General features: G+C 67.3%; 1 protein-coding gene. It reads right to left on the reverse strand.

Annotated elements, in window-relative coordinates:
- Window positions 1–378 precede the first annotated feature (378 nt).
- Entirely contained in the window at window positions 379–2,661 is a 2,283-nt protein-coding gene (locus ACFVYN_RS13635) for a heterodisulfide reductase-related iron-sulfur binding cluster (RefSeq protein ID WP_389997060.1), read from the reverse strand.
- Between the last annotated feature and the right edge of the window lie 262 nt (window positions 2,662–2,923).

Consider the following 2,923-nt stretch of genomic DNA (forward strand, 5'->3'; position numbering starts at 1 on the left):
ACGTCGGCGATCCGTGCCGGGGTGGGGTCCGCGGATCCGGTGTGCGGGGTGGCACCGCACGCGGCCAGGAGGAGGGTGCCGCAGAGGGCCGCCGTACCCACAACACCTCTACGCCCGCGCACCGTTCACCTCGTCAGCATCATTGACAACGATCCCGGCAATGATGCACTTGTTCGAGACGCGGCGACAGCCCTGGGTGGGTCGCCGACGGGGGACGGCGGGGGAGTGGCGGAAGGCGTGCGGTTGGCGCTGGTCCGGACGGTCCGGCTGGGCGGGCTGGTCGAGTGGGTCGCGGCGGCGGTGGCCTGCTGGTGGCTGAAGACGCGGCGCCCCCGGGCCGGTGGGACCCGGGGGCGCCGAACAGCGCTGTCCTGACCGCTACTTCACCGGTTCCGGCTCCGGCTCGCTCTCCGCCTCCGCCGTGTCCTGCGGGTCGCCCGGGGTCTTCACGGACTGCAGCAGCAGCTGGGCGACGTCGACGACCTGGATCGACTCCTTCGCCTTGCCGTCGTTCTTCTTGCCGTTGACCGAGTCGGTGAGCATGACCAGGCAGAAGGGGCAGGCCGTGGAGACGATGTCGGGGTTGAGGGAGAGGGCCTCGTCGACGCGCTCGTTGTTGATGCGCTTGCCGATCCGCTCCTCCATCCACATCCGCGCGCCACCGGCGCCACAGCAGAAGCCGCGCTCCTTGTGGCGGTGCATCTCCTCGTTCCGCAGGCCCGGGACGCCCGCGATGATCTCGCGCGGGGGCGTGTAGATCTTGTTGTGGCGGCCCAGGTAGCAGGGGTCGTGGTAGGTGATGATGCCCTCGACCGGTGTGACCGGGACCAGCTTGCCCTCGTCGACGAGGTGCTGGAGCAGCTGGGTGTGGTGGATGACCTCGTAGTCGCCGCCGAGCTGCGGGTACTCGTTGCCGATCGTGTTGAGGCAGTGCGGGCAGGTCGCGACGATCTTCTTCGCGGACTTGGGCTTGGCGGACTCCGGGACCACCTTGCCGTCGTCGTCCAGCTCCTCGCCGAACGCCATGTTCAGCGCCATGACGTTCTCCATGCCGAGCTCCTGGAACAGGGGCTCGTTGCCGAGGCGGCGGGCGGAGTCGCCGGTGCACTTCTCGTCGCCGCCCATGATCGCGAACTTGACGCCCGCGATGTGCAGGAGTTCGGCGAACGCCTTGGTGGTCTTCTTGGCGCGGTCCTCGAGGGCGCCCGCGCAGCCGACCCAGTACAGGTACTCGACCTCGGTCAGGTCCTCGATGTCCTGGCCGACGACCGGGACCTCGAACTCGACCTCCTTGAGCCACTCCAGGCGCTGCTTCTTCGCCAGGCCCCAGGGGTTGCCCTTCTTCTCCAGGTTCTTGAGCATCGTGCCCGCCTCGGAGGGGAAGGCCGATTCGATCATGACCTGGTAGCGGCGCATGTCGACGATGTGGTCGACGTGCTCGATGTCCACCGGGCACTGCTCGACACAGGCGCCGCAGGTGGTGCAGGACCACAGGACGTCCGGGTCGATGACGCCGTTCTCCTCGGCCGTGCCGATCAGCGGACGCTCGGCCTCGGCCAGCGCGGAAGCGGGCACACCGGCGAGCTGCTCCTCGGACGCCTTCTCCTCGCCCTCCATCGTCTTGCCGCCGCCGGCCAGCAGGTACGGGGCCTTGGCGTGCGCGTGGTCGCGCAGGGACATGATCAGGAGCTTGGGGGAGAGCGGCTTGCCGGTGTTCCACGCGGGGCACTGCGACTGGCAGCGGCCGCACTCGGTGCAGGTGGAGAAGTCCAGCAGGCCCTTCCAGGAGAACTGCTCGACCTGGGAGACGCCGAAGACGTCGTCGTCACCGGGGTCGGTGAAGTCGATCGGCTCGCCGCCGCTCGTCATCGGCTGCAGCGCGCCCAGCGCGGTGGAGCCGGTCGCGTTGCGCTTGAACCAGATGTTCGGGAAGGCCAGGAAGCGGTGCCAGGCCACGCCCATGTTGGTGTTCAGGGACACCGTGATCATCCAGATCATGGTGGTGCCCAGCTTGATCATGGCGGCCAGGTAGACCAGGTTCTGCAGGGTGGAGACGCTGAGGCCCTTGAAGGCCAGGACCAGCGGGTACGAGGCGAAGTACGCGGCCTCGAAGTGGTCCACGTGGTGCAGCGCGCCCTCCAGGCCGCGCAGCACGTAGATGGCGAGGCCGATGGTGAGGATGACGTACTCGACGAAGTACGCCTGGCCCATCTTGGAGCCCGCGAAGCGGGACTTGCGGCCCGGCCGGGACGGCAGGTTGAGCAGGCGGATGACCATCAGCGTGAGGATGCCGAGGGTGGTCATCGCGGCGATGAACTCGATGTACAGCTCGTACGGCAGGAAGCCGCCGATGACCGGCAGCGTCCAGTCGGCCTGGAAGAGCTGGCCGTACGCGGTGATGATCGTCGGCGGCAGCGTCAGGAAGCCGATCGCCACGAACCAGTGGGCGAAGCCCACGATGCCCCACCGGTTCATCCGGGTGTGGCCGAGGAACTCCTTCACCAGCGTCACACTGCGGGCGTAGGGGTTGTCGGTCCTGCTTCCGGCGGGGACCGGCTGGCCCAGCTTGAAGTACCGGACGAACTGGCCGATGGCGCGTGCGAGCAGTGCCACGCCGACCACGGTCAGGACCAGCGACACGATGATCGCGGCGAGTTGCATTTCGGGGCTCCTCGGGCCTGCGAGGGGTCTACGAGAGGTCCGCGAGGACGGAATCTCGTCATTACTAAGCGGTAACTTATGCAGTCCGTCTGAGACTACCCCCATCCTCCGCCGCACTGTAGCCGGGCACGCAGTGATCTGAATCGCTGAGGGTTACCTTAAAACCCGATCGTGTTATTCGTGATGAATTGGTACATACGGCGCTAATTTAGGCTCGTGCTCTACGGGATCCTTGCCGCCACCTCCGCCCTGCTCCTCGCCG

This window comes from Streptomyces sp. NPDC058307 (assembly GCF_042880295.1).
Taxonomy (GTDB): domain Bacteria; phylum Actinomycetota; class Actinomycetes; order Streptomycetales; family Streptomycetaceae; genus Streptomyces.

Excerpts from the sequence above, each read along its gene's own strand:
- ACFVYN_RS13635 (WP_389997060.1), bottom strand. The coding sequence starts at position 2,661 with ATGCAACTCGCCGCGATCATCGTGTCGCTGGTCCTGACCGTGGTCGGC.